The sequence below is a fragment of the Bosea beijingensis genome (assembly GCF_030758975.1).
In the GTDB taxonomy this organism is placed as follows: domain Bacteria; phylum Pseudomonadota; class Alphaproteobacteria; order Rhizobiales; family Beijerinckiaceae; genus Allobosea; species Allobosea beijingensis.
In genome coordinates this window covers 2,313,818-2,334,298 of sequence record NZ_CP132359.1, presented here as the reverse complement: position 1 = coordinate 2,334,298, position 20,481 = coordinate 2,313,818, and the positions used below count along the sequence as shown (strand labels likewise).

Here is a 20,481-nt window from a genome sequence, read left to right as displayed (position 1 = left end):
CGATGGATATGTTCTCCAATCTCGCGCTGGGCTTCGGCGTCGCTCTCACCCTCAAGAACATCGCGCTCTGCTTCGCCGGCTGTCTCGTCGGCACGCTGATCGGCGTGCTGCCCGGCGTCGGGCCGATCGCGACGATCTCGATCCTGCTGCCGATCACCTTCGGGCTCGACCCGACGGGCGCCCTGATCATGCTCGCCGGCATCTATTACGGCGCGCAGTATGGCGGCTCGACAACGGCGATCCTGGTCAACATTCCCGGCGAGGCGACCTCGGTCGTCACCACGCTGGACGGCCACCAGATGGCCAAGCAGGGTCGCGCCGGCGTTGCGCTCGGCACGGCGGCGATGGGCTCCTTCTTCGCCGGCTGCGTCGCCACGCTGATCATCGCCGCGCTCGGCGCGCCCCTGACCAAGATGGCGCTGCTCTTCGGCCCGGCCGAGTATTTCTCGCTGATGGTGATGGGCCTGTGCTTCGCGGTCGTGCTGGCGCGCGGCTCGATCCTCAAGGCCTTCTGCATGATCATGCTCGGCCTGCTGTTCTCGACCGTCGGCACAGACCTCGAGACCGGGCAGGAACGGCTGACCTTCGGCATCGCCTCGCTTTCGGACGGCATCGACTTCTCGGTGCTGGCGATGGGCGTGTTCGGCTTCGCCGAGGTATTGCGCAATCTCGAAAGCCCGGAGGCGCGCGACGTCGTCAAAGGCAAGATCGGCCGGCTCCTGCCGGACTGGAACGACATCAAGCAGGCGATCGCTCCGGTGCTCCGCGGCACGGCGATCGGCGGCATTCTCGGCATCCTGCCGGGCAATGGCGCGGTGCTCGGCCCGTTCGCGAGCTACACCATGGAAAAGAAGATCGCGAAGGACCCTTCCCGCTTCGGCAAGGGCGCGATCGAGGGCGTGGCGGGGCCGGAATCGGCCAATAATGCCGGCGCGCAGACCGCCTTCATCCCGCTGCTCACGCTGGGCATCCCGCCGAACGCGGTGATGGCGCTGATGGTCGGCGCGATGACGATCCACGGCATCATCCCCGGCCCGCAGGTGATGACCCGCAATCCCGAGCTGTTCTGGGGCATGATCGCCTCGATGTGGGTCGGCAACCTGATGCTGCTGATCATCAACCTGCCGCTGGTCGGGCTGTGGGTGCGGCTGCTGCAGGTGCCCTACCGCCTGATGTTCCCGGCGATCCTGATCTTCTGCTGTATTGGCATCTACTCGGTGAACAACCAGCCGCTCGACGTCGCCTTCACAGCCCTGTTCGGCCTGTTCGGCTATCTGCTGATCAAGCTCGGCTTCGAGCCGGCGCCGCTGCTGCTCGGCTTCGTCCTGGGCAAGCTGATGGAAGAGAAGCTCCGGCAGGCGCTGATCATATCGCGCGGCTCGTTCTGGACCTTCGTCGAGCGGCCGATCTCGGCCGGGCTGCTGGTGGTCGCCGTGCTCGTGCTCGCCATCGCGCTCTTGCCCTCGATCTCGAAGAAACGCGACGAGGTCTTCACCGAATGACGGGGTTGCCGCCCCGGCGGCAGCCCTCCAGTCTCGATTCACGCAACGTCCATGGAGAAATACGGATGAAGAAACTCGTTCTCGGCCTTGCCGCCGCCGCCACGCTGGCCCTCGCCGGCAACGCTCAGGCGCAGGGCTATCCGACGAAGCCGATCACGATGATCGTGCCCTTCGCGGCCGGTGGCCCGACCGACATCATCGCCCGCATCGTCGCCGACAACATGTCGAAGACGCTCGGCCAGCAGATCGTCATCGAAAACGTCGCCGGCGCCGGCGGCACCACCGGCATCACCCGCGCCGTCACCGCGGCGCCGGACGGCTACACCATCGCGATGGGGCATCTCGGCACCTTCTCGGCGGCGCCGGCCACCTATCCGGGCCTGAAATACGATCCGATCAACGGCATGCAGACGATCGGCCTCGCCGGCGGCACGCCGATCCTGATCGTGGCGCGCAAGAACCTCGAGGCGCCGGACCTCAAGGCCTTCGTCGCCGCCGTGAAGGCCACCCCGGACAAGTTCAACGAAGCCCATGCCGGCCTCGGCTCGGTCTCCTGGACGACCTGCACGCTGCTCAAGGGCATTCTGGGCACGCCGAAGATCAACGCCGTCGCCTATCGCGGCACCGGCCCTGCGCTCAACGATCTCGTCTCCGGCCAGGTCGACTTCATGTGCGACCAGATCGTCTCGGTCGCCGAGCAGGTGCGCGCCAACACGATCAAGGCCTATGCCATCGCCTCGGCCCAGCGCTCGCCGGCTTTGCCCGACGTCCCGACCACCAAGGAAGCCGGCCTGCCCGACTACCAGATCGAAGCCTGGAACGGCATCGCGGGCCCGAAGGGCATGCCGAAGGAGGCCGTGGACAAGCTGGTCGACGCGCTCGGCAAGGCGCTCAACGACGAAGGCACCAAGAAGCGCCTGCTCGATCTCGGCACCGTACTTCCGACGGCCGAGGAGCGGACGCCGGCCGGTTTCGCAGCGCTGATCAAGCGCGACGCCGACAAGCTGACGCCCGCGCTCTCGGCCGCGCCGAAGCAGTAACAAGCGCCTGAACTCAAGGATGATACGGCGGGTCTTCGGGCCCGCCGTTTTCGTTTCCGGGCCAGAGCTTCATTCAGCCCGATGATGGATCCGCTCTTTGCGATGACCTGGCAAGCCGCTGTTCCGAGACGCTTTTTTCCAACGGGTTGCCGAACGTTAACATCTCGTGACCCGGTTTCCGGGAACCGTTCCGGTACGTTGCGGTTGTCCTCGCCGAAGGTTCGCTTCGAAAGGAGACATACCATGTTCAAGAAGCTTGCTCTTGTTGCCGCCCTGACCATCACCCCGGCGATCGCTTTCGCCCAGAGCCAGCCCTCGGGCGGCGCAGTCGGCGGCGCGACCAGTGGCGCGGCTACCGGTGCAGTCGGTGGCGCCATCGTCGGCGGTCCGGTCGGCGCGGTTGTCGGCGGCGTCGGCGGCGCCGTGGTCGGCGCGATCGTCGGCGATGCGGCCGAGCCGAGGTTCCGCACCTATGTCGTCCAGCAGCGCGTCCCGTCCTATACCTATGCGGAGCCGGTCGCGGTCGGCACGGTCCTGCCGCAGCAGGGCGTGGTCTACCACCCGCTTCCGGCCGACTACGCGCCGAACGCCTCGAACTATCGCTATACGGTGGTGAACGACCGCACGGTCATCGTCGAGCCGCAGACCCGCCGCGTCGTCCAGATCATCGAATGATCCGGCGCCCCGATTCAGGCGGCACCTGAATCGGCTGGAAAGCCCGCCCTTCACGGGGCGGGCTTTCTTTCATTCCGACGGAGCTTCAGCGCGTGCCGAACATGCGGTCGCCGGCATCGCCGAGACCGGGAACGATATAGCCGTGATCGTTGAGGCGCTCGTCGATCGCCGCCGTCCAGATGCGAACATCGGGATGGGCTCCGCGCAAGCGGGCGATGCCTTCCGGCGAGGCCAAAAGGCAGACGAAGCGCAGATCCTTGGCGCCGCGCTCCTTCAGGCGCTCGACCGCGGCAACAGCCGAGTTCGCGGTCGCCAGCATCGGGTCCATCACCACGATCATGCGCTCGGTGATGTCGGACGGTGCCTTGAAATAGTACTCCACGGCCTGGAGCGTGTCGGGATCGCGATAAAGCCCGATATGGGCGACGCGGGCAGCCGGAACCAGTTCCAGCATGCCGTCGAGAAAGCCGACGCCAGCGCGCAAGATCGGCGCAAAGACCAGCTTCTTGCCGGAGATGACCGGCTGCATCGACTTCTGCAGCGGCGTCTCGATCTCGATCAGCTCGGTCGGCAGGTCGCGCGTCACCTCGTAGCAGAGCAGCATGCCGATCTCGTTGAGGAGCTGGCGGAAGCTCTTGGTGGAGCGATCCTTCTCGCGCATCAGCGTGAGCTTGTGCTGGACCAGCGGGTGGTCGACGACAGTGACGCCGTCCTGGCTCGAAGTCATACGCCGGTTACCCCTCTATCTCTCGGACCTTGCTCTCGGACCTTGGCTTACCCTCAAAATACCGTGCCATCGCTGACGATGGTCAAGGGCGGGCCGCCATCCACACGCTTTTCGCGCGCGATCCGGCGCCCGGCCGCCCAGGAGCCGCCTTCGAGCACCTTGGCGAGCGGGAGTTCCTCGCGCGAGCGGCCGAGCCGCTGGCGGATGAGCGCTCCGATCTCGTCGAGCAGGGCGACAGTCAGCGCCCGCCACTCCACCACGAGCGGCGACGAGACCTCCTGCGCCTTCGTCCGGTCCGCCTCGTCCTTCAGCGCAATGACGCCGCTATCGAGGAAGAGCCCGCCATTGCGGTATTCCGGCAGGCCGGTCATCTCGTCGATATCGACCACCGTAATGCCGGCCCATTCCAGCGGCTCGATCAGCGAATAGGTCAGCCATTGCGAGAGCTTGTGGAAGGGCACGAGTCCCTCGGTCGGCTTGCCCTGCGCGATCAGCGGATGGCGCCAGGTGTCCCCAAGCGCGACGCCGGCCAGCGTCATCCGCGAGGGCCAGATGCCGCCGAAAGTGCCGAGAACCTCGCCCAGCATATGCGGTGCTCGCAGCGTCCCGGTATCGGCAGCGCTAGCGAAGCGATCGAACAGTGCCCCGGGCCGCGAGAGACCTTGCCGCTCCAGCTCTTCGCCGAGGCGGTTGAGCAGCGCCGCGCGGCCTTCGAGCGCGAGCAGCGGGTTGCCGGGTCCGGCCTGGAAGCCGCGCGCCAGCGCCGCCGCATCGAGCCGCCTCAGCCCGGCCGCATCGGCCTGCAAGGGGTTGGCGGGATCGCTGGAGAACAGGCCGGCGGCGAACATGTCGAGCGAGGCGAGCGCCAGCCCCTCGGAGCGGCCGATCTCGCGGCCGGTCGCGGCGTCGCGATAGCGCCAGTCCGGCCCCGCGCCGGCGTCGAGCAGGACGCTGACCACAGCGAGATCATAGGCGGCACGGCCCCGCGCGGCGGAGCTGGCGAAGCCGGCGGCCCGGTCGAGCGTCCGCCAGCGATCCTCGCCATCGACGGTGAAATGCCGCCAGCGCGCGTGGAAGGGGATGTCGAGCGTTGGATAATTCGCGCGAATCGTTTCCAGCACGTAGTTGGCGCAAGCTTCGAGCCGCTCCGGATGCACGCTGAAATGCAGGAGCTGGCCGGCGAGCCCAAGCTCCAGCATCTCCTGCGCGCGCTCGCGCACGGCAGCGGGTTTCAACAGGGCGCGGAACGCCTCGGGGTTGCGATCAGGCATCATCAACTCGGGCAGGCGTGACGGAATCAGAACTTGTCGAGGTCGCGGCCGACCGTGGACTTCAAGGCGTTGTCGCCGGGCGCGCCGTCGGGCGAGTAATAGCCTGCCGCCTTCTTGGCCTCGATCTCGACGGAGGCATCGGGCGGGATCAGTTCGGGCGGGATCGCGACGCGCTCGCCGATGGTGATGCCGCTTTCGACCATGGCGTCGTATTTCATGTTCGACATCGACATCAGCCGGTCGATATGCGTGACGCCGAGCCAGTGCAGCACATCCGGCATGAGCTGCTGGAAGCGGGCATCCTGCACGCCGGCGACGCATTCGGTGCGCTCGAAATAGGTCGCGGCGGAATCGCCGCCCTCCTGGCGCTTGCGGGCATTGTAGACGAGGAACTTGGTGACCTCGCCGAGCGCCCGGCCCTCCTTGCGGTTGTAGACGATCAGGCCGACGCCGCCACTCTGGGCCTCTTTCACGCATTCCTCGATGCCATGCGTGAGATACGGCCGGCAGGTGCAGATGTCGGAACCGAAGACGTCGGAACCGTTGCATTCGTCATGGACGCGGCAGGCGATGCGCGTCTTGGGATCGGCGAGCCGGAAAGCCTCGCCCATGACATAGGCCGTGATCGAGCCGATCGGCGGCAGGAAGACCTTGAGATCCGGCCGCGTCACCAGCTCGGGATACATGCCGCCGGTCTGCTCGAAGAGCGTGCGGCGGAGTTCGCTCTCGGTCGTGCCGAAGCGCTCGGCGATGCCCGGCAGATACCAGACCGGATCGACCGCGATCTTGGTGACGCTGATATCGCCCGATGAGTGCAGGATATGGCCGTCCGCGGCGAGGCGATGGGCGCCCATCGCGGCGAGGATCTCGGGCAGGTTGAGCCTGGCCTTGGTAATCGCGATCGAGGGGCGGATATCGATACCCTCGCCGATCAGCCGGCCGAAATCCTGCGCGACCGTATGCCCGAACGGATCGAGCGAGACGATCCTCTTCGGATCGGCCCATTGCGGCTGCGGCAGGATTTCCGCCGTCGGGTAGGTGTTGGTCAGGTCCGGGCGCTGCTGCGGGTTCATCGCGCGGGCCGAGATCGCGAGCGCGCGATAGACCGAGTAGGAGCCGCCATGGGCACCGATGACGTTGCGATCGGCCGGGTTGGTGGTCGAGGCGATGACCGGGCCGCGCTCGGCTGCTGTGGGAGCGCCCCACTTGATCGGGAAGCGCGTGGCGGCTCCGCCCGGTTCGGGGTGGGAGGTCAGCCTGATATGGCCGTTGCGGTTCGGCGCGTTCATCGCGGTCACGTCCTGAAACGGAAGAAGGCCCCGGGACGGGATCGTCCGGGGCCTTCTGGACCTCATGAAGTCTGAACCAGCGCGGTGGCGCCGTCAATCGCCTTAGAAAACAGCGAGATAGCGCAGCAGCGAGATGATGCCGATGACGATCACGATGATCTGCACGACGTTCTTGATCTGCCCGTCGAGCGGCAGCATCCGCACGAGATAGAGCACGAGGCCAATGACGAGAACGGTGATCAGCAGAGAAATCAGAATGGACATGCTTTCAGCCCTTTGTCTCGGCCGGTAGCCGGCCCCCCGGAGCCCAGCCGCGACGCATTCGCGGCCTGTCAGCCCCGGCGAAACAACGTCGCAGGGCGGGAATAGGTTCCGGGGTGGGTTTGCCGGCGAAGGGGGCGGCTGTTTGCAGGAAGAGAGCAGGAGCCGCAAACAGAAAACCCTCTCCTGTAAGGAGAGGGGTAGGGGTAAGGTGTCGGCCGTTTGACCAGTCCGGCACCGGACCAACCGCAGCCGCGGTGAGGAAACAGCAAGGGTGACTAGCGGCCGACCCCTCACCCTGCCCTCTCCCTCCGGGAGAGGGTTCCCCGCGCTTTCCTCGCCTTATCCGGCGATACGGTCGAAATCCGCGACGGCGCGCGTCGCCTGGCGGAGCTGGTTGAGCAGCTTCAGGCGGTTGGCGCGCAAGGCCGGATCGGGATCGTTGACCGTGACCTTGTCGAAGAAGGCATCGACCGCCAGGCGGATTTCGGCGAGCGCGGCCATGGCGCCCTCGTAATCCTCGGCGGCGACGGCGGCCTCGGCCTTCGGCGTCGCCTGCGCGAGCGCGACGGCCAGCGCCTTCTCCTCGATCAGGCCGGCATCGGCGATGAGATGCAGATCCGGAGCGTCGGCGAAGGCGCCCTCGCCGTCCTTCTTCTCCTCGGCCTTGAGGATATTGGCAGCGCGCTTGTAGCCCGCGAGCAGGTTCTTGCCATCTTCGGTGTCAAGGAAGCGGCCGAGCGCGGCGACGCGACGGGTGATGAGGAGCAGGTCGTCGTTCGCCGAAGCGCCCTCGCCCAGCACGGCATCGACGAGATCATGCCGCGCGCCCTGATCGCGGAGCATCACCTTCAGGCGGTCGTGGAAGAAGGAGAGGAGGTCCTCCGCTTTCGGGGATTCAACCCTGGCCAATATCTCTGACCACCTTTGTGGCTCATCAACTTTACGCAACGAGCTCACGAACTGCCCAAGGAAGTTTTGAGCTTCCTCAAGGGCTTGCTGCGCTTCTGCCGCCGAATTCCTTCTCGCCGCATGGCTATCGTCGGTGGCCGCTGCGCTGCTTGAACGTAGGCCGATGTCCGCATCAGCCTTGTAGATTCCAAGCTTTGTGGTGATGCCTAAGCGGAGCCGCACCCCATTCTCAACCACCAGCCGGATCACGCCCAGCGCCGCTCTCCGCAGCGCATAGGGGTCCTTGCTCCCGGTCGGCTTTTCGTCGATGGCCCAGAAGCCGACGAGCGTGTCGAGCTTATCGGCCAGCGCCACCGCCACCGAAATCGGATCGCTCGGAACGCGGTCGGACGGCCCGAGCGGCTTGTAATGCTCCTCGACCGCAGCCGCAACGGAGGCGTCCTCGCCCTGCAGCTCGGCATATTTCCGGCCCATCAGGCCCTGCAGTTCCGGGAATTCGCCGACCATCTCGGTCGGGAGGTCGGCCTTGGCGAGCTTGGCGGCGCGCTCGGCCTTGTCGGGGTCGGCGCCGACGATCGGGGCCAGTTCCCGCGCCAGCGCCGCGACGCGCTGGACGCGCTCGCCTTGCGTGCCGAGCTTGGCGTGGAAGACGACGCCGAGCTTGTCGAGCTTGGCCATGCGCTGGTCGAGCGGCTTGGCCAGATCGAGCCCGAGCTTTTCGGCGCTCTCCTTGAGGGTATCGAGGTCCGGCAGCGAGCCGCGATCGGTCTGCCAGAAATAGGCGGCGTCCGAGAGGCGGGCGCGCACGACGCGGCCATTGCCGGCGGTGATTGCCACGCCGCCATCGCTGGCGACGAGGTTCGAGACCAGGATGAAGCGATTGGCGAGATTGCCCGTCGCGGGATCGCGCAGCACGAAGCATTTCTGGTTGGCGCGGATGGTGGCGCGGATCGCCTCGCCGGGAATGTCGAGGAAGCGCTCCTCGAACGAGCCCATCAGCACCACCGGCCATTCGACGAGACCGGCGACCTCCTCCAGCAGCCCCTCGTCCTCGACGAGGTCGAGCCCCTGCGCGAAGGCGAGGTTGCGGGCGTCGGTGAGGATGATCTCCTTGCGCCGATCGGCGTCCAGCACGACCTTCGCCTTCTCCAGCGAGCTCACGTAATCATCGAGGCGCTTCACCGTGATCTGGCCGGGCGCATGGAAGCGGTGGCCGTAGGTGGTGTTGCCGGAGACGATGCCGTCGACCTCGAAGGGCACCACCTCCGGGTCCTCGACCTCGGCGGCGCCGAAGGTGCAGAGGATCGAATGCAGCGGGCGGACCCAGCGCAGGCTGGCGCCGGCGGCCGAGGCCTTGCCCCAGCGCATCGATTTCGGCCAGGGGAAGGACCGGATCACGGAAGGCACGATCTCGGCGATGGCCGCGACGGTTTCCTGGCCGGGCTTCTCAATGATGGCGACGTAAGAGTCGCCCTTCTTCGGGTCGCTGACGATGGTCGCCTGATCGAGCGAGGCCAGCCCTGCGGCCTTGAGGAAGCCCTGCACCGCGGCGTCGGGCGCGCCGACGCGCGGCCCTTTTCGCTCCTCGCGCACATCGCGGCCGCGCACCGGCAGGCCGGCGATATGCAGCGCGAGACGGCGCGGCGTGGCGAAGGCCTTGGCGCCCTCGTAGACGAGGCCGCGCTCGACCAGCGCATCGGTGACGAGCTTCTTCAGGTCGTCGGCCGCCTTGCGCTGCATGCGGGCGGGGATTTCTTCCGAAAACAGTTCGAGCAGAAGATCGGGCATCAGTTAGCTCCCCCGCCGGCGGTCTTCAGCCAGGCCGCGCCGCAGGCCTTGGCGAGCTCGCGCACGCGCAGGATGTAGCTCTGCCGCTCGGTGACCGAGATCACGCCGCGCGCATCGAGCAGGTTGAAGGTATGGCCGGCCTTGAGGCACTGGTCGTAAGCCGGCTGCACCATGAGATGGCGCTCACCCGCCTCGCCCTTTTGCAGGAGGGCGCGGCATTCGGCCTCCGCCTCGGCGAAGCGCCGGAACAGGGCATCGGTATCGGCATGCTCGAAATTATAGCGGGAGTATTCCTGCTCGGCCTGCAGGAAGACATCGCGATAGGTGACCTTCTCGTCGCCTTCGAGCCCGTTGAAGTTGAGCTCCATGATGCTCTCGACATTCTGCAGATAGCAGGCGAGGCGTTCGAGGCCGTAGGTCAGTTCGCCGGAAACCGGCGCACATTCGATGCCGGCCACCTGCTGGAAATAGGTGAACTGGCTGACTTCCATGCCGTCGCACCAGCATTCCCAGCCGAGGCCCCAGGCGCCCAGCGTCGGGTTCTCCCAGTCATCCTCGACGAAGCGGATATCGTGCAGGAGCATGTCGATGCCGATCGCTTCGAGCGACTGGAGATAGAGCTCCTGCAGGTTCGGCGGGTTCGGCTTCAGGATGACCTGGAACTGGTAATAATGCTGCAGCCGGTTGGGGTTCTCGCCATAGCGGCCGTCCTTGGGCCGGCGCGAGGGCTGGACATAGGCCGCCCGCCACGGCTTCGGCCCGAGCGAACGCAGCATCGTGCCGGGGTGAGAAGTGCCGGCGCCGACCTCCATGTCGTAGGGCTGCAGCACCACGCAACCTCGCTCGGCCCAGAAGCGCTGCAGCGTCAGCAGCAGCCCCTGGAAGGAGCGGGTCGGGTCCATCGCCGGAGAGGAAGCCGGGATGGATGAATGCGAGAGTGGCGCGGGGGCGGACAAGTGCCTGCAACCTTCCGATAACGAGGGAATGCTGCGGTGATTAGGGTTCGGGCCTGCCATGGTCAAGCGCGGGCCGGAACCGGACGCAGACAGGTTTCGTTCATAACCGGTCTGATATCGACAGAGGCAACCGCACGGTTCGCGATGTTCGGGGCGAACATTTGATGCCGGGCCGGCGGCTGTAAACCCAAGGAGTAAGCCCATGTTGTCAACCCGCATCATTGCCGCCGCTTTCGGCGCCGCAACCTTGCTCGGTGCCGCCATGAGCAGCGCCCCGGCCTCCGCTGCCCCGGTTTCGGCCGGCACGATGTTCGGTGCAGGCGCCGAGACCGGTCTCGTCCAGCAGGCCTGGCACCGCGGCCGCCCGCATTACGGCCGGGGCCGCCCGTATGTCCGTCGCTGCTGGACGGAAAGCCGCCGCGTCTGGAACGGCTATCGCTGGATCCGGCGGAACGTGCGCGTCTGCCGCTGAGGCCGGCGCACCGACAGGCGAAAGACTGGCTGAACGGCGCGGTTTCGCGCCGTTCACGCAGCGGGCCGGCGGTGCCGTGAGAGCAGCTTGCAGTTCTTCGGGGTTCCGGCGGCCCGCACCATGGAGGCCATGATGTTCCGGACAGCCATCCTCGCCGCAGCGACGGCCGCCAGCCTCGGCGGCGGCATGCTGATGGCGTGTCCCACTTCCGCTGCTCCGGCTGCCGCGGGACAAGCCATCCAGGCGGGACAGGGCCTCGTCGCGCAGACCCAACACTACCGTTCCGGCCCGCGCGCCTTTTATCGCCCGCGCTGCTTCTGGTCCGACCACCGCATCTGGAACGGCTGGCGCTGGGTGGTGCGCCCGGTGCGGGTCTGCCGCTAGTGCGGCCAAACATGGCCGCAATGCGGCCGTGGGCTGAAGGCAAGCTGAACGGCGCAATCGCGTGCCGTTCAGGTTCGAGACCCTAATGTCTCAACCAAGGACGGCGTTTCATCCGACGGCAAGGGTTGCCGACGCCATCTCATGGAGGTTTTCATGTTTCGGACTCTGATCGTCACCATGGCGACGGCCGGCGCGCTCGGCGTCGCCGCCCTCAGCGCCACGCCCGCGTCCGCCGCTCCGGTCGGGGCTGCCCCGATCGCCGCCGCGCCGGTCGCAAGCGAAGACATGGTCCAACAGGCGCAGTATTATTACGGCCCGCGCCGCTATTATGGGCCGCCGCGCTACTATGGGCGGCCTTATTACGCCCCGCGCCGCTATTACGGCCCGCCGCGCTTCTATGGTCCGCGGCCCTATTACGGCCCGCCGCGGTTCTACGGCCCGCGCCCCTATTACTGGTAATCCGGACCAAGGCGCCCGCGGCCGCGATGCACCGCATCGCTTGCGGGTGTCAGCTTGCCGTCGGGGCCATTGATCACGAAAGCCGGCAGCAAAGCTGCCGGCTTTCTGCTGTTGAGGATGGCTGTGACGATGATGCGGATCGCCGGCCTGTCCGAAAAGGCATGAACCGGCCGGACCGCGACGGCGCCGAAGCCGGTTTCGAGACCGGCCAGAACCTCAGGCAAGGCCTCGACCCGATGGATCAGCGCGAGATGGCCGCCCGGCCGCAACAGGCGCCGGGCCGTCCGCAGCCAGGCGTCGAGGCTGCCCTCGGCTACATGGGCCGCCTTGCGATTCGGCACCGGAGAAGCTCTGCTCCCGCCGGGCGGGTAGAAGGGCGGATTCATCGCGACCGCATCGAAGGAAGCGGGCGCGAGGCCCAATCCGGCGAGTATCCCGGCCTGCGCCGTGACGTCCCCGGCGATAACCGCCACGCGATCCGCCATTTCATTGAGCCCGGCATTGCGCGCGGCCAGGTCGGCAAGCTCCGGGTCGCGCTCCAGCAGCGTGACGCGAAGTGCCGGCTGCAAAAGCGCAGACGCCAGGCCGACCGTGCCGACGCCGGCCCCAATATCGAGCAAGGCACCCTGCCTCAATTCCGGCAGAGCCGCGGCCAGCAGGATAGCGTCGCTGCCGGCGCGATGGCCCTTGCGCGGCTGGAGCAATCGCAGCCGCCCGTCGAGCAGGCGATCCTCGACGATCTCGCCCAGCCCTGAATCCGACTCACTCTCACTCATCGCGCAGTTCTGCACCGTAGCCGGCCTCGATCAGCAGGGCGCGGGCGCGCTTGCGATCGGCCTCGCGGACCAGCAGGCGGCGCGGAAAGGCGCCGATCATGCCCTCCAGCGAGCTCATATGCTGGTCGGCGATCAGGCAGTCGAGATTGGCGGAAGCGAGCAGCGCCTCGACGGCGCCGAGCAGGACGAGATCGTTGGTGCGCATGAGTTCGTGCATGGCGCCATGGAGCCCGAGCACCCCGGTTTGCGCAAGAGCCCGCCTCTTTTGGTCTGCCGTTCACGAAAAGGTGCGGCGTCACGCCGGTTTGCAGGGGCTGGCGTCCCATGCGACGGTTGTGGCATTGCACAAGCGCGCCGCCCGGCGCGAGAATCTGACCCGGAGTGTTTCCAGTGGGCGTCGTCGTCTCCCTCGAGGAACGGGAATCGAACCAGGCCGGCATCGAGCCGCTGGTCGCGCTGACGCGCGAGGACATGGCGCGGGTCAACGCGATGATCCTGTCGCGCACCGGCTCGGACGTGACGATGATCCCGGAGGTGGCCAACCACCTGATCTCGTCCGGCGGCAAGCGGCTGCGGCCGATGCTGACGCTCGCGATGGCCGATCTCTGCGGCTATGCCGGCGAAGGCCATGTGAAGCTCGCGGCCTCCGTCGAGTTCATGCACACCGCCACGCTGCTGCATGACGACGTCGTCGACGAGAGCGACATGCGCCGCGGCAAGCTCGCGGCCCGCATGCTCTGGGGCAACGAGGCGAGCGTGCTGGTCGGCGACTTCCTGCTCGGCCAGGCCTTCAAGATGATGGTCGAGGTCGGCTCGCTGCGCGCGCTCGACATCCTGTCGACGGCCGCTTCCGTGATCGCCGAGGGCGAGGTGCTGCAGCTCTCGGTCGCCAAGAACACGGAGACGACCGAGGACGAGTATCTCTCGGTGATCCGCGGCAAGACCGCCGAGCTCTTCGCCGCCGCCTGCGAGGTCGGGCCGGTGATCGCGGGCTCCACCAAGGCCGATGCCGCCGCCTGCCGCAGCTACGGCCTCAATCTCGGCATCGCCTTCCAGCTCATCGACGACGCGCTCGACTATGGCGGCGTCGCGGCCAAGCTCGGCAAGAACACCGGCGATGATTTTCGCGAGGGCAAGATCACCCTGCCGGTCGTGCTCTCGTTCCGCCGTGGCGACGAGGCCGAGCGCGCCTTCTGGAAGCGCACGCTGCAGGACGGCGAGATCCGCGACGGCGACCTCGAAGAGGCGCAGGCGATCATGCGCAGGCACAAGGCGCTCGACGACACGATCGCCCGCGCCGAGCATTATGCGCGGATGGCGAAAGATGCGCTCGGGCTGTTCCCGGCCTCGCCGATGAAGCAGGCGCTCAACGCCGCTGTCGATTTCTGCGTCGCGCGGGCGCATTGAGCGAGGATAAGGCTTCGGCCGGCAAGCCAGAGATCGAGACCCTAACCTCACGGATCGTCTACCGGAATCGCTGGATGACCGTCCGCGAGGACGCTATCCAGCGGCAGGACGGCTCTCAGGGCATCTACGGCGTCGTCGAAAAGACTGATTTCACGGCGATCGTCCCGATCGAGCCGGACGGCAGCATCCATCTCGTCGAGCAATACCGCTACCCCGTCGGAGGCCGCTTCTGGGAGATCCCGCAGGGATCATGGGAGCAGACGCCGGACGCCGATCCCTTGGCCGTTGCCCGGGGCGAGCTGCGCGAGGAAACAGGCCTTCAGGCCAGCGAGATGGTGAAGCTCGGCTACCTCTTCGAAGGCTATGGCTATTCCAACCAGGGATGCCACGTCTTTCTGGCCAGAGGGCTGACTCAACGGGACCGTGATCTCGACCATGAGGAGCAGGGTCTGGTCTGTCGCCGCTTTCCGGCCAGCGACGTGCTGGCCATGATCGAGAGCGGCCAGATCCGGGACGCCATCACCGTGGCAGCCATCGGATTGCTGGCAATGAAAGGCCTGCTGCCGCAAGCCGGCAATTCCGCGCCCTGAGCCAGACGGCGATCCTGCTCAGCGCAGCAGCGTCGGCGTCACCCACCAGTGCGGTCGTTCGCGCCGCAACGCCTTGGCCGCTGCAGCACTGGCAACACAATCGTCGAACAGCGCGAAACAGGTGGCGCCGGAGCCCGACATCCGCGCGAGCCGGCAATCCGGCAACGCCACAAGCCGTTCCACAACCTCATCGATCACCGGCGCGACACGCTGCGCTGGCGCCGCGAGATCGTTGCCGGTGCCTTCCAGATAGCCCAGCAGCTCCGCCCGCGATGTCGGCGCCGCAAGGTTCTGCGCGCGCGCTTCACACACCATCTCGCCAGCCTCGAGACCGAGCGCCCGGAACACCGCGACCGTCTCGACACCTACGCCCGGATTGACCAGCACCGCGAAGAGCGGCGGCAGCTTGAGCACCGGGCCGAGTTTTTCGCCGATACCAGCCATCAGTCGCGCCCGCGAATCGAGGCAGACCGGCACATCGGCACCGATCCCGGCTGCGACCTCCAACAGGATCGGATCGCTCGCAGCGATGCCGTTCAGGCGCGCGAGCAGGCGCAGCGCCGCAGCAGCATCGGCCGAGCCACCGCCGATTCCGGAGGCGACCGGCAAGCGCTTGACGAGATGGAAACGCCCCAGCCTCAGGCCGGGACGGGCCGCCGCAAGCGAGCGGGCGGCGCGCAGGACGAGATTGTGGTCATCGGCCATCAGGCCTTCGGATCGGGGGCCGGCGAGTGTGAGGGATAGCGGCGCACCGGGATCGAGCGACAGCGTGTCGCCCCCCCCAGCGAAGGCAACGAGACTTTCAAGCTCGTGATAGCCGTCCGCGCGCCGACCGAGCACCCGCAGGTCGAGATTGACCTTGGCGCGGGCGCGCGTGGTCAGCGGCAGAGCCACAGCATAAGGCCGGCGACGCCGAAGCGTCAGCCGCCGTCCTTCTTGGTCTCCTCGACGGCTTTCGCCGAAGGATCCTCCATCCCGCGCTCGATCTTCCGCAGGATCTTCTCCAGATCCTCGGGCTCGGGCTTGAGGTCACGGGCATGGTTCCACTGGAACTTGGCCTCGAGCTGACGCCCGGTCTTCCAGTAGACATCGCCGAGATGGTCGTTGATGACCGGGTCCGACGGGCGCAGTTCCGAAGCCCGCTCGATCTCGCGCGCGGCATCCTCGTAGCGGCCGAGGCGGAAATAGGCCCAGCCGAGCGAATCGATGATGTAGCCGTCTCGCGGCCTGAGTTCGACGGCCCGACGCAGCATGTCGAGCGCCTCGTCGAGCTTGAGATGCTTGTCGACCAGCGAATAGCCGAGATAATTCAGCACCAGCGCCCGCTCGCGGCCGAGCGGATCGGGCAGGAGTTCGAGCGCCTTGCGCAGGTCGGCCTCTGCTTCCGGCCAGCGGTTGGTGCGCTCGCGGGCGATGCCGCGGAAATAGAACAGGTCCCAGTTGGCGCGGCCGGGCGAGGCGAGCTTGTCGATGGCCTTGTCATAGGCCGCCGCCGCTTCGGCGAACTGCTTGCGCGAGCGATAGATGTTGCCGAGCGCGGAGAGCGCGTCGACATCGTCAGGACGCTCCGCGATGACCTTTTCGAGATGCTTCACCGCTTCTTCGGGCTTGCCGAGGTTTTCCAGCGCCAGCCCGGCCTGGATCTCGGCATTCGGACGCAGCGGCGAGGAGGCCGGCATCTTGTCGTAGACGGCGACGGCATCCTCAGGCTGGCGAGCCCGCTCCAGGATGTCGCCCAGCGTCAGGATCGCGAGGTCGTGGCCGGGGTCGAGATAGATCGCCATGCGCAGATAGAGCAGCGCGGCAGCCTCGTCGCCCTGGCGGTTGCCGGCACTGGCGAGGCCGTAGAGCACTTCGGCCGCGCCCTGCTGCGGCGTCGAGATCTGACGCGGCGGCGAATCCTTCTTGCCGACGAGCGCCATGCCCTCGCGGATGATCGGGTGATTCGGCAGCAGCCGGTCGAAGCCGGCATAGGTTTCGGCCGCGCCGTTGAAATCGCCGTTGCGGGCCTGGAAACGCGCCCAGAGATCGACCAGCCGGAGCGTGGTCTTCTCGGCGTCATAGGCCGATTTCAGGCGCTTCTCGGCATCGGCCTTGCGGCCGGCGGCGTCGAGGATCAGACCGGCATGGTAGTCACGGAAGAGATTGTAGGACGGCTCGCCCTTGAGGCGCTCCAGCGTCTCGATGGCGCGGCGGGAGTTGCCTGAGCCGAGATAGGACCAGGCCGAGAGCAGCGTCGCGGTGATGTCGGCCGCCCGGCCCCTGCCCCCGCGCTGCAAGTGATTGCGCGCCGTCTGGTAACTCTTCTGCTTGATCGAGCGGATACCGATGACGAGCTGGGCCAAGCCATTGCTCGGGTCCTGCTGGATCAGCTTGTCGGCCGCGCGGAAGGCGTCCGGCATGGCGCCATCGGCCAGGAAGGCGACGAAGGCGCGCTCGGTCAGGTCGTTGTTCTGCGGATCTTCCTTGATCGCCTCGCGCAGATAAACAGAGGCTGCGCCGAGATCGCGCGAGGCGCCGGCGACGATCGCGGCAAGATAATTGCCTTCCAGGCTGTCACCCGGCTCGAGCGTGTCGGCCGAGCGCGGCTGCGTCGCGCCCTCGGCGGCGGCCACGGCTGGCAGGAACATCAACAGGGACAACGCAGCAGCCGTGCCGGAAGCACGCACCTTCTTCAATAATGTCACGACTGCCATTCTCCCTCGGCCCGCAGCCTCACCATCTCGGGGCGCACTCTTCCAGCGGACCGTGATCGCTTCGCGTAGGCTGCCAAGATGGCGGTTTCCGGGCGGGCGGGCAAGCCGGCCTCCTCCTTAATGCGGCGGCTTCGTAGCAGCGGCGCAACACTTGCCGGAATCCGCATGACGAAAGGGCCCACACCGGAAAAAGCCACGCTAGCGTAAGGAAATCGGGCCTATAATTGGCCTTGTCTGCAGTTTTCGCAGCGATTCCACTGGGATTATTCCAATGAAGAAGATCATTCTGAGCGTTGCCGCCGTCGCGCTCCTCGGCGGCTTCGTCGCCGGCTGCGCCAAGACCGAGACCAAGCCGGTCGCCCCGGTCGTCCGCAAGGGCTGATCGGCCTCCTGGCCTTACGACAAAGGGCGCGCCTGCCGGCGCGCCCTTTTCGATTCAGCCTATGTGCCGGCTGTCATTCCGACCGCGAATGCCGTCGAATCAGCTACGCCGCCAGCGTATCGAGCCGGATCACATATTCGCGTAGCCGGGCCCGCCGCCGCCCTCCGGCACCGTCCAAGTGATGTTCTGAGCGGGGTCCTTGATGTCGCAGGTCTTGCAGTGGACGCAGTTCTGCGCGTTGATCACGAAGCGCGGATTGGTCTTGGTCTCGGCGTTCTCGTAGACGACCTCGTAGACGCCTGCCGGGCAATAGAGCCGCGCCGGCTCGCCATAGAGCGGCAGGTTCTGCGAGATCGGAACCGACGGGTCCGCCAGCTTCAGATGCGCCGGCTGGTCTTCCTCGTGATTGGTCGAAGAGAGGAAGACCGAGGAGAGCTTGTCGAAGGAGATCTTGCCGTCCGGCTTCGGATAGGTGATCGGCGTGACCTCGGCGAGCGGCTTCAGCGTCGCGCAATCCGGCTTGCCGTGCTTCAGCGTGCCGAAGGGCGACCAGCCGAAGAGCTGGTTCAGCCACATGTCGATGCCGCCGAGCCCGATGCCGAGGAAGGTGCCGAACTTCGACCATAGCGGCTTGACGTTGCGGACGAGCTTCAGGTCCTTGCCAATCGCGCTGTCGCGCCAGCTCGTCTCGATCTCGACGACCTCGTCATGGCTGCGCCCGGCCTGGAGCGCCGGCACCAGCTTCTCGGCCGCGAGCATGCCCGACAGGATGGCGTTGTGGCTGCCCTTGATGCGGGGGACGTTGACGAAACCTGCCGCGCAGCCGATCAGCGCGCCGCCCGGGAAGGTCAGCTTCGGCACGGACTGGAAGCCGCCCTCGGTGATCGCGCGCGAGCCATAGGCGATGCGCTTGGCGCCCTCGAAAGTGTCGCGGATCAACGGATGGGTCTTGAAGCGCTGGAACTCGTCGAAGGGCGAGAGCGTCGGATTCTGGTAGTTCAGATGCACGACGAAGCCGACCGAGACCAGGTTGTCGTCGAAATGGTAGAGGAAAGAGCCGCCGCCGGTGGCGTTGTCGAGCGGCCAGCCGAAGGAGTGCTGGACGCGGCCCTTGTGAAACTTCTCCGGCTTGACCTGCCAGAGCTCCTTCAGGCCGATGCCGTATTTCTGGGGCTCGCGGCCCTCGTCCAGAGCGAACCGCTTGATCGCGATCTTGGAGAGCGAGCCGCGCGCTCCCTCGCCCAGCAGCGTATAGCGACCGCGCAGCTCCATGCCGCGGGTGAAGCGATCGGAGACCGAACCGTCCTTGGCGATGCCCATGTCGCCGGTGGCGATACCGGCGACCGAGCCGTCATCGTTGAAGAGCAGTTCGGCAGCGGCAAAGCCCGGATAGATCTCGACGCCGAGCGCCTCGGCCCGCGCGCCCAGGAACTTCGCGACCAGCCCGAGCGAGCCGACGAAGTTGCCGTGGTTGTTCATCAGCGAGGGCATGCCGAAATTCGGCAGACGGATGCCGTTCGGCTGAGTCAGGAAGTAGAATACGTCCTCCTCGACCTCGGTGGTCAGGGGACGATCGGGGTCCTCGCGCCAGTCCGGCACCAACTTGTCGAGGCCGATCGGATCGATGACCGCGCCCGACAGGATATGAGCGCCGACCTCGGCGCCCTTCTCGACCACGACGACGGTCAGGTTCTCGTCGAGCTGTTTCAGCCGGATCGCCGCGGCCAGGCCCGCAGGGCCGGCGCCGACGATGACGACGTCATAATCCATGCTCTCGCGCGGTTCGCTCTGCGCTTCCTTGAGATCCATCCTGCCCTCCGCCTCAGCCACCGCGCCGCATGATAGTTTATATATGAACTATTTTGCCGGTGCGTTCAATGCCGGCTCTACGTCCAGTCTGGAACCCCTCTATCCAAGCGTGCGTTCCATTTTGCAACTGCGCCGGCTCGCGAAGCGGGCGTGGAGGGTATAGGATGGCGCCATGAGCCTGTCCGATGCAGCCGGCCCCGACGCGCCCGATCTCCATGAGTTGCTGAGCTGGTACGCCGAGATGGGCGTGACAGAGGCGCTCGACGAGACACCGCGCAACCATTTCGCGGAACCGGTGCTCGCCGGCGAGCGCGACAACGGACCGCCGCGCCTGCGTCCCCTGCCCGGGCGCCCGGTGGCGCCTGCACGGCCAATAGCTGCCGCAGCGACCGCTCCGGATGACGCGGCGGTCAGCGCCAAGGCGCTGGCGCGGGAGGCGCGCACGCTCGACGAGTTGAAGACCGCGCTGGCCGGCTTCGAGGGCTGCGCGCTGAAGGCCACCGCCAAGAACCTGGTCTTCGCCGACGGCAACCCTGAGGGACGGGTTATGATGGTCGGCGAGGCGCCAGGTGCCGACGAAGATCGGGTCGGCCTGCCCTTCGTCGGCCGGTCCGGCCAATTGCTCGACCGGATGCTGGCCGCGATCGGTCTCAGCCGGAAGGAAGACGTCTATATCGCCAACCTGCTGCCATGGCGTCCGCCGGGCAACCGCGATCCGTCGATACAGGAAGCAACCATCTGCCTGCCGTTCATCCAGCGTCAGATCGAACTCGCCGACCCTGATATACTGGTCTGCATCGGCAAGCCCTCGGCGCAGGCACTGCTTGGCTTCAAGAGCATTACGGCTTCGCGCGGCAAATGGGTGGAATACGACACCGGCGCGCGGCGCATCCGGGCGATCGCGACCCTGCACCCGGCCTATCTGCTGCGCCGCCCGCTCGAAAAGCGCCTCGCCTGGCGCGACCTGCGCGCATTGAAGGCAGCGCTCGACGGGAAGAATTGACGCAGCGACGTTGCGCGCAGGCGCGGCACACGGCAGGCTTGCTTTAGATCATATCCAGACACGCCCCAGCGGGCGAGGCCCG

20 protein-coding genes are annotated in these 20,481 nt (G+C 66.7%); 9 read left to right on the top strand and 11 right to left on the bottom strand.

Going from position 1 to position 20,481, the window contains the following annotated elements; genetic code table 11:
• Positions 1–2 precede the first annotated feature (2 nt).
• The 3 genes from Q9235_RS11250 (at position 3) to Q9235_RS11240 (ending at position 3,217) form a co-directional block, all read left to right on the top strand.
• Positions 3–1,502: a tripartite tricarboxylate transporter permease gene (locus tag Q9235_RS11250; protein WP_306227263.1), complete on the top strand. Its 1,500-nt coding sequence runs from the start codon at positions 3–5 to the stop codon at positions 1,500–1,502.
• A gap of 65 nt (positions 1,503–1,567) precedes the next feature.
• Positions 1,568–2,542, top strand: a complete 975-nt coding sequence (locus Q9235_RS11245; RefSeq protein WP_306227262.1) for a tripartite tricarboxylate transporter substrate-binding protein — start codon at positions 1,568–1,570, stop codon at positions 2,540–2,542.
• Positions 2,543–2,785: 243 nt separating this feature from the next.
• Positions 2,786–3,217 (top strand): DUF1236 domain-containing protein, encoded by a 432-nt coding sequence (locus Q9235_RS11240; protein WP_306227261.1) that lies wholly within the window; start codon positions 2,786–2,788, stop codon positions 3,215–3,217.
• 85 nt (positions 3,218–3,302) lie between these two features.
• Here the strand turns inward: Q9235_RS11240 and upp are convergent, their stop codons facing one another.
• The 6 genes from upp to Q9235_RS11210 form a co-directional block, all read right to left on the bottom strand.
• On the bottom strand, positions 3,303–3,944 hold the full coding sequence (upp, locus tag Q9235_RS11235; RefSeq protein WP_047574398.1) for a uracil phosphoribosyltransferase: 642 nt from the start codon (positions 3,942–3,944) through the stop codon (positions 3,303–3,305).
• Positions 3,945–3,997: 53 nt separating this feature from the next.
• Positions 3,998–5,215, bottom strand: coding sequence for a URC4/urg3 family protein (locus tag Q9235_RS11230; RefSeq protein WP_306227259.1), 1,218 nt, complete (start codon positions 5,213–5,215; stop codon positions 3,998–4,000).
• Positions 5,216–5,241: 26 nt separating this feature from the next.
• Positions 5,242–6,504, bottom strand: coding sequence for a GTP cyclohydrolase II (locus tag Q9235_RS11225; protein WP_306227258.1), 1,263 nt, complete (start codon positions 6,502–6,504; stop codon positions 5,242–5,244).
• 102 nt (positions 6,505–6,606) lie between these two features.
• Entirely contained in the window at positions 6,607–6,768 is a 162-nt protein-coding gene (locus tag Q9235_RS11220) for a Thivi_2564 family membrane protein (RefSeq protein WP_091855869.1), read from the bottom strand.
• Positions 6,769–7,107: 339 nt separating this feature from the next.
• Positions 7,108–9,465: a glycine--tRNA ligase subunit beta gene (gene glyS, locus Q9235_RS11215; RefSeq protein ID WP_306227257.1), complete on the bottom strand. Its 2,358-nt coding sequence runs from the start codon at positions 9,463–9,465 to the stop codon at positions 7,108–7,110.
• On the bottom strand, positions 9,465–10,367 hold the full coding sequence (locus tag Q9235_RS11210) for a glycine--tRNA ligase subunit alpha (protein WP_199087100.1): 903 nt from the start codon (positions 10,365–10,367) through the stop codon (positions 9,465–9,467). Before Q9235_RS11210 ends, glyS begins: the two co-directional genes overlap by 1 nt.
• Before the next feature lie 256 nt (positions 10,368–10,623).
• Between Q9235_RS11210 and Q9235_RS11205 the strand changes: the two genes are divergently transcribed.
• The 3 genes from Q9235_RS11205 (at position 10,624) to Q9235_RS11195 (ending at position 11,736) form a co-directional block, all read left to right on the top strand.
• Entirely contained in the window at positions 10,624–10,893 is a 270-nt protein-coding gene (locus Q9235_RS11205; protein ID WP_306227255.1) for a hypothetical protein, read from the top strand.
• 87 nt (positions 10,894–10,980) lie between these two features.
• The gene (locus Q9235_RS11200) at positions 10,981–11,277 is read left to right on the top strand and encodes a hypothetical protein (protein WP_306227253.1); all 297 of its coding nucleotides are present in this window, start codon (positions 10,981–10,983) and stop codon (positions 11,275–11,277) included.
• Positions 11,278–11,430: 153 nt separating this feature from the next.
• Entirely contained in the window at positions 11,431–11,736 is a 306-nt protein-coding gene (locus tag Q9235_RS11195) for a hypothetical protein (RefSeq protein WP_306227251.1), read from the top strand.
• On the opposite strand, the gene Q9235_RS11190 is transcribed toward Q9235_RS11195, so the two are convergent.
• Both Q9235_RS11190 and Q9235_RS11185 read right to left on the bottom strand, forming a co-directional pair.
• A complete protein-coding gene (locus Q9235_RS11190) occupies positions 11,727–12,512 on the bottom strand; it encodes a tRNA1(Val) (adenine(37)-N6)-methyltransferase (RefSeq protein ID WP_306227249.1) in 786 nt (261 codons plus the stop codon). The genes Q9235_RS11195 and Q9235_RS11190 overlap by 10 nt on opposite strands.
• Positions 12,505–12,729 carry a putative signal transducing protein gene (locus Q9235_RS11185; RefSeq protein ID WP_306227247.1) on the bottom strand — a complete coding sequence of 75 codons (225 nt, stop codon included), beginning with the start codon at positions 12,727–12,729 and terminating at the stop codon, positions 12,505–12,507. The genes Q9235_RS11190 and Q9235_RS11185 overlap by 8 nt, the downstream gene beginning before the upstream one ends.
• A 254-nt stretch (positions 12,730–12,983) precedes the next feature.
• On the opposite strand from Q9235_RS11185, the gene Q9235_RS11180 reads away from it, so the two are divergent.
• Together Q9235_RS11180 and Q9235_RS11175 are read left to right on the top strand one after the other, a co-directional pair.
• Positions 12,984–13,919: a polyprenyl synthetase family protein gene (locus tag Q9235_RS11180; protein WP_422678366.1), complete on the top strand. Its 936-nt coding sequence runs from the start codon at positions 12,984–12,986 to the stop codon at positions 13,917–13,919.
• A gap of 74 nt (positions 13,920–13,993) precedes the next feature.
• Entirely contained in the window at positions 13,994–14,509 is a 516-nt protein-coding gene (locus Q9235_RS11175; RefSeq protein WP_306227245.1) for an NUDIX domain-containing protein, read from the top strand.
• A gap of 18 nt (positions 14,510–14,527) precedes the next feature.
• Here Q9235_RS11175 and Q9235_RS11170 read toward each other — a convergent pair whose 3' ends face one another.
• The 3 genes from Q9235_RS11170 to Q9235_RS11160 all read right to left on the bottom strand — a co-directional run bounded on the left by Q9235_RS11170 (position 14,528) and on the right by Q9235_RS11160 (position 19,396).
• Entirely contained in the window at positions 14,528–15,403 is an 876-nt protein-coding gene (locus Q9235_RS11170) for a 4-(cytidine 5'-diphospho)-2-C-methyl-D-erythritol kinase (protein ID WP_306227244.1), read from the bottom strand.
• 26 nt (positions 15,404–15,429) lie between these two features.
• Positions 15,430–17,205, bottom strand: coding sequence for a tetratricopeptide repeat protein (locus Q9235_RS11165; RefSeq protein WP_306227242.1), 1,776 nt, complete (start codon positions 17,203–17,205; stop codon positions 15,430–15,432).
• Positions 17,206–17,716: 511 nt separating this feature from the next.
• A complete protein-coding gene (locus tag Q9235_RS11160) occupies positions 17,717–19,396 on the bottom strand; it encodes an electron transfer flavoprotein-ubiquinone oxidoreductase (RefSeq protein ID WP_306227240.1) in 1,680 nt (559 codons plus the stop codon).
• 172 nt (positions 19,397–19,568) lie between these two features.
• Between Q9235_RS11160 and Q9235_RS11155 the strand changes: the two genes are divergently transcribed.
• Positions 19,569–20,399, top strand: coding sequence for a uracil-DNA glycosylase (locus Q9235_RS11155; protein WP_306227238.1), 831 nt, complete (start codon positions 19,569–19,571; stop codon positions 20,397–20,399).
• Positions 20,400–20,481 lie beyond the last annotated feature (82 nt).